Origin of the sequence: Streptomyces sp. NPDC060194 (assembly GCF_042728285.1) — a bacterium.
Lineage (GTDB): Bacteria > Actinomycetota > Actinomycetes > Streptomycetales > Streptomycetaceae > Streptomyces.
The window spans coordinates 1-6,062 of the sequence record NZ_JBHWZH010000226.1 but is presented as its reverse complement, the minus strand read 5'-3'; the positions used below and the strand labels follow the sequence as shown (position 1 = coordinate 6,062).

The 6,062-nt window shown below is 74.8% G+C and carries 4 protein-coding genes; all 4 read left to right on the top strand.

Annotated elements, in window-relative coordinates:
• A partial coding sequence (locus ACFWEG_RS27885; protein ID WP_387220569.1) for an SUKH-4 family immunity protein occupies positions 1-1,393 on the top strand: 1,393 nt, incomplete at its 5' end.
• A 156-nt stretch (positions 1,394-1,549) separates the two neighbouring features.
• Positions 1,550-2,428, top strand: a complete 879-nt coding sequence (locus tag ACFWEG_RS27880) for a cellulose-binding protein (RefSeq protein WP_387220567.1) — start codon at positions 1,550-1,552, stop codon at positions 2,426-2,428.
• A 297-nt stretch (positions 2,429-2,725) separates the two neighbouring features.
• Positions 2,726-3,436, top strand: coding sequence for an ABC transporter ATP-binding protein (locus ACFWEG_RS27875; RefSeq protein WP_387220572.1), 711 nt, complete (start codon positions 2,726-2,728; stop codon positions 3,434-3,436).
• Complete coding sequence (locus tag ACFWEG_RS27870) at positions 3,433-6,018, top strand: ABC transporter permease (protein WP_387220564.1); 2,586 nt, start codon at positions 3,433-3,435, stop codon at positions 6,016-6,018. Before ACFWEG_RS27875 ends, ACFWEG_RS27870 begins: the two co-directional genes overlap by 4 nt.
• The last annotated feature ends 44 nt before the right edge of the window (positions 6,019-6,062 follow it).

Genomic DNA, 6,062 nt, shown 5'->3' with positions numbered 1-6,062 from the left:
CCCGGGGGACGGACCCGCGGGGGGCTACGTCCCGACGCAGCTCGTGCCGCAGACGCCCGACGGGACGCCGCCCGCCGCGGGCCCCGATCCGCTGCACCACATGGCGACGGTCCTGTCCGGGCCCGGCGTGGGCCCGCAGCCGCCGCGCCCGCCGGGCGCACCGGGCACTCCGGCCGCCCCGGGGGCCCCGGGCGCCCCCGGGGCGCACCACGCGGCGACGGTGCTGTCCGGGCCGCCGGTCACCGGCCGCCCGCCGGGCACCCCGCCGCCCGCGCCGCAGCCCCCGGCCGCCCCCGGCGCGCCCGGGACACCGCCCGGCGTGCCCGGCGCCGCGCCCGGGATGCCGCAGGCCGCGCCCGGCTACGGCTTCCCGCACCCCCCGCCGCCGCAGCCCCGGCCCCAGCCGTCCGGCCCGCTCGCCGTCGGGCCCGGCTACCAGGCCGTCCTGCGCTACCGCGCCGCCGACGGCACCGAGCAGCAGCTCATCCGCCGCTCCGCGCCCGGCACCCCGCACCCGGAGTGGCAGATGCTGCACGAGCTGCGGGCCATGAACGTGCCCCCGCAGCAGGTCCTGGAGCTCCACACCGAGCTCGAGTCCTGCGAGCTGCCCGGCGCGTACTGCGCGCGGATGATCCGCGAGACCTGGCCGCAGGCCCGGATCACGTCGATCGCCCCGTACGGCGCCGACCACGCCTCGCGCCGGCAGGGCGTGGCGCAGCTCCTGGCCCACCAGGGCGAGCTGCACCAGGTCGCCGACGGCCCCGCCCGCACGGCCCCCGTACGGGCCCCGCTGCCACCGGTCCAGCCCGCCCCGCCGGTGCCGCCGGAGGCGCTGGCGCACGAGCTGTTCAACGCGTTCGGCCCGCAGGGCGTCTACCGCTTCGACCAGCGGGCGGTGTCCCGCCAGGGCGTCCCGGACCTCGTCGCGCACCTCCTGGTGTGGGTCGGGCTGCCCCTGGACTTCGGCCCGTTCTTCTGGGCGCAGTCCCAGCCGGGTCGCCCCGTGCCGACCCTCGCCGAGCTGGCCCAGGAGCGCGGGGTGCGGCCGTACGCCGACGCCGCCTCCTACCTCGTGCTCGGCAGCGACTTCGGCCGGGCGGTCTGCGTGCAGTACGGCACCGCGCACATCGTCGCCGTGCCCGTCGAGTCCGGCCCGGACGCCTCCCAGCCCGCACCCGTGCAGTTCGTGAACGCCGGACTGCCCGAGTTCGTCCGCTGCATGGGCCTGCTGGGGACGATGTGGCGGCTGCGCTTCGGCCTCACCCAGGAGCAGGCCGGGCGGTGGACGGTCGACTTCCAGGCCGGCCTCGCCGCGCTCGACCCGCAGGCGCTCGCCACCCCGGACACCTGGTGGTCGGTGCTCCTGGAGCAGATGTGGGACGGGCTGCTCTGACGCCTCCCGCCCTGCCGCCCGCCCGGCCCCGGATCCCCCGGGGCCGGGCGGTCTTTTTGCCGTGAGCCGCCCGTGCCGCATCCTGGGACGGGTGGACTGTCGCGATTTGCGACGGATGTGACGGCGGTGACGAGTGAGCGACGAGGGGCTTCCGGGATGAGCAGTGCAGGAACGTCACCGCAGGGATTCACCACCGTGCGCGGCCGGGGCTACCGGCCCGAGCAGGTCGACGCGTACGCCGCCGACGCGGTACGTCGGCGCGACGACGCCCTGGACCGGGTGTCCCGCCTCACCGCGCTCCGGGACGAGCTGTCGCAGGAGGCCGAGCGGCTGCGGAAGGTCGTCGCCGAGCTGCCGCCGCAGACCTACGAGGTGCTCGGGCCGCGCGCCCAGGAAATCCTCGCCGTCGCCGAGGAGGAGGCGCTCGCCCTCCGGGACGCGGCCCGCGAGTCCGCCCAGCAGCTGTCCGACGAGGCGACGGCGGCCGGCCGGGCCCTGCGGGAGGCGGCCCGCACGGACGCCTCCGCCCTCTGGACGGCGGCCGAGGAGCACGCCGAGGCGGTACGGGAGACGGCCGAGGCCGAGGCGGAGGGCCTCCGCGCGGAGGCCCGGCAGGACGCGGCACGCGAGCGTGAGGAGGCCGACGCGGTCCTCGCGGACACCCGTCGGCGCACCGCCGCGATCCTCGAACGCCGGCAGGCCGACCAGGCGGCCGCCGCGGAGGCGACTGCCCGGGAGACCGCCGCCCGCGAGGAGTCCGTCGCGGCCCGGCTCGCGGACGCGGCCGCCTACGGCGACGGCCTGCTCGCCGACGCCGAACGGACCCGCGCCGAGGCCGAGGCCGCGGCCCGCCGCACCGCGGACGACGCCCGCGCCCGCGCCGACGACCTCCTCGCCGCCGCGACCGCCCATGCCGCCCGCGTCGAGCGCGACACCGACCGCGTCCTGCGCGAGCACGAGGCCGCGGCCGACGAACTCCGCGCCCACCTCACCCACATCCGCACCTCGCTCGCCTCCCTCACGGGCCGCGGCTGACCCGGGGCCCGGGCCGCGGGTCGGAGCCGCCCCTCGTCCGCCGGGACGAGGAACCGGGGGAGAACCCTGAGGGCGGCGTCAGGGTCGGGGTGGGGGAAACCCCCGGGGGGATTCGGGGCCGATCCCCAATGTGCCGGGCGTCACGGCGGAGAAGAATTCTCGTAACGCAATCCACACAAGGTGACATACGAGATGTTCGACGACGTTGGGGGACGGACCGTGACAACTGCCACGAGCACGCTGAAGGACCGAGGCGCCGGGGCGCGCACGGAGGTCGCGGCCCGCGCCCGCCAGGTGGTGAAGGCCTACGGCGCGGGGGAGACGCGGGTCGTCGCCCTCGACCACGTGGACGTGGACATCGAGCGCGGCCGGTTCACGGCGATCATGGGCCCGTCCGGCTCGGGCAAGTCGACGCTGATGCACTGCCTGGCCGGCCTCGACACGGTCACCTCCGGGCAGATCCACCTCGACGACACCGAGATCACGAAGCTGAAGGACAAGAAGCTCACCCAGCTGCGCCGGGACCGGATCGGCTTCGTCTTCCAGGCGTTCAACCTGCTGCCCACCCTGGACGCGCTGGAGAACATCACCCTGCCGATGGACATCGCGGGCCGCAGGCCCGACGCGGCCTGGCTGAACCAGGTGGTGGAGACCGTCGGCCTCGCGGGCCGTCTCAGGCACCGGCCCACCCAGCTCTCCGGGGGCCAGCAGCAGCGCGTCGCCGTGGCCCGCGCCCTGGCCGCCCGGCCCGAGATCGTCTTCGGTGACGAGCCGACGGGGAACCTCGACTCCCGCGCCGGCGCCGAGATCCTCGGCTTCCTGCGGAAGTCGGTGACCGAGCTGGGTCAGACCATCGTGATGGTCACCCACGACCCCGTCGCGGCCTCCTACGCCGACCGGATCCTCTACCTCGCCGACGGCCGCATCGTCGACGAGATGCACGGGGCGAGCGCCGACCAGATCCTCGACCGCATGAAGGACTTCGACGCCCGGGGGCGCACGTCATGACCGTGCTCAAGCTGTCGCTGCGCAACTTCTTCGCCCACAAGGGCCGGATGGCGCTCTCCGCCGTCGCCGTGCTGCTCTCGGTGGCCTTCGTCTCCGGGACGCTGGTCTTCACCGACACCATGAACACCACCTTCGACAAGCTCTTCGCGGCCACGGCGCCCGACGTGACGGTCAGCCCGCGGAACGTCGGCGAGGTCGACGACGCCCCCGAGACCGGCCGCCCCGAGGTGCTCCCGGCCTCCGTGGTCGACGAGGTCCGCGCCGCGGACGGGGTCGCGAAAGCGGAGGGCGTCGTCGTCTCGATGAGCGTCACCGTCGTGAACCGCGACAACGAGAACATGGGCTCGTCCACCGGCGCGCCGACCATCGCGGGCAACTGGACCTTCAACGACCTGCGCTCGATGGAGATCACCTCCGGCCACGCCCCGCGCGGCCCCACCGAGGTGATGATCGACTCCGACACGGCCGAGAAGCACGGCCTGCGCATGGGCGACGAGCTGCGCACGATCTCCGCGGGCGGCGACTTCACCACGAGGATCGCCGGCATCGCCACCTTCAAGGTCACCAACCCCGGCGCGGCGGTCGTCTACTTCGACACCGCCACCGCCCAGCGCGAACTGCTCGGCAAGGAGGGCCTGTTCACCAACGTCTCGGCCGCCGCCGCGAGCGGTGTCAGCGACCGCGACCTCAAGGCGGACGTGGCGAGCGCGCTCGGCGGTTCGGCCGCCGGCCCGTTCAAGCTGCAGACGCAGGACGAGGCGGCCGACGAGGGCCGCGAGAGCGTCGGCTCGTTCCTCGACGTCATGAAGTACGCGATGCTCGGCTTCGCCGCGATCGCCTTCCTCGTCGGCATCTTCCTGATCATCAACACCTTCTCGATGCTGGTCGCCCAGCGCACCCGGGAGATCGGCCTGATGCGGGCGATCGGCGCCGGCCGCCGGCAGATCAACCGGTCCGTGCTCGTCGAGGCGCTGCTGCTCGGCGTGCTCGGCTCCGTCCTCGGGGTCGCGGCGGGCGTCGGGCTGGCGGTCGGGCTGATGGAGCTGATGTCGGGCATGGGCATGGAGCTGTCCACGGACGACCTGACCGTCGCCTGGACCACCCCGGCCGTCGGCCTCTTCCTCGGCATCGTCGTCACCGTCCTGGCCGCCTACGTCCCCGCCCGACGGGCCGGGAAGGTCTCCCCGATGGCCGCGCTGCGGGACGCGGGCACGCCGTCCGACACCCGGGCCGGCATCGTCCGCGGCGTCGTCGGGGCGCTCCTCACCGGGGCCGGCGCCGCCGGGCTCCTCGCCGCCACCCAGGCTTCCGAGGCCTCCGAGGGCTCGCTCTACCTGGCCGGCGGTGTCCTGCTCACCCTCGTCGGGTTCGTCGTGATCGGCCCGCTGCTCGCCGGCGGGGTCGTCCGCGGCCTCGGCGCGGTGGTCCTGCGCGGCTTCGGCCCCGTCGGCCGGCTCGCCGAGCGCAACGCCCTGCGCAACCCCCGCCGGACCGGCGCCACCGGAGCGGCCCTGATGATCGGCCTCGCCCTGGTGGCCTGCCTCTCCGTGGTCGGCGCGTCCCTCGTGGCCTCCGCCAACCAGGAGCTCGACTCCTCCGTCGGCGCGGACTTCATCGTCCAGTCCGACGCCGGCCAGCGGCTCACCCCCGCCGCCGAGCAGGCCGTCGCCGACGTCCCCGGCCTCGCGACCGTCACCCGCATGACCGGCGTCCAGTCCGTCCTCACCGCGCCCGACGGCTCGAAGCAGTCCGAGGAGCTGATCGCCACCGATCCCACCTACGCCGACGACCTGCGGCGCGAGGTCGTCGCCGGCGAGCTGAGGGCGGCGTACGCCCCGGGCGCGATGTCCGTCGGCAACGTCTACGCCGAGGCCCACGGCGTCGAGGTCGGCGACCGGATCGGGGTCGCGTTCAAGGACGGCGGGACCGCGCGGCTCGAGGTCGCCGCGATCACCGACGACGACGTCACCCTCGACAAGGGCGCGATGTACGTCAACGTCGCCACCGTCCGCGAGCACGTCCCCGCGGACCGGATGCCCGCCAACTTCATGATGTTCGCCAAGGCCGACGACGGCAGCGAGAAGGCGGCCTACGCCGGGCTGAAGAAGGCGCTCGCCGAGTACCCGCAGTTCCAGGTCCGCGACCAGACCGACTACAAGCAGCAGCTCCAGGACCAGATGAGCCAGCTGCTCAACATCGTCTACGGCCTGCTCGCCCTCGCCATCATCGTCGCCGTCCTCGGCGTCGTGAACACGCTCGCCCTGTCCGTCGTCGAACGCACCCGCGAGATCGGCCTCATGCGCGCCATCGGCCTCTCCCGCCGGCAGCTCCGCCGCATGATCCGCCTCGAGTCCGTCGTCATCGCCCTCTTCGGCGCGCTCCTCGGCCTCGCCCTCGGCATCGGCTGGGGCACCTCCGCCCAGTCCCTCCTCGCCCTCGAAGGCCTCGAGGTCCTCGAGATCCCCTGGCCCACCATCGCCGGCGTCTTCGTCGCCTCCGCCTTCGTCGGCCTGATCGCAGCCCTGGTCCCGGCGTTCCGCGCGGGCCGGATGAACGTGCTGGGGGCGATCGCCACGGAATAGGCGCCGCACGCCTCCCCTCCTGCCGGCCGCGCTGGATTCCAGCG

Excerpts from the sequence above, each read along its gene's own strand:
- ACFWEG_RS27880 (WP_387220567.1), top strand. The coding sequence starts at position 1,550 with ATGAGCAGTGCAGGAACGTCACCGCAGGGATTCACCACCGTGCGCGGC.
- ACFWEG_RS27870 (WP_387220564.1), top strand. The coding sequence starts at position 3,433 with ATGACCGTGCTCAAGCTGTCGCTGCGCAACTTCTTCGCCCACAAGGGC.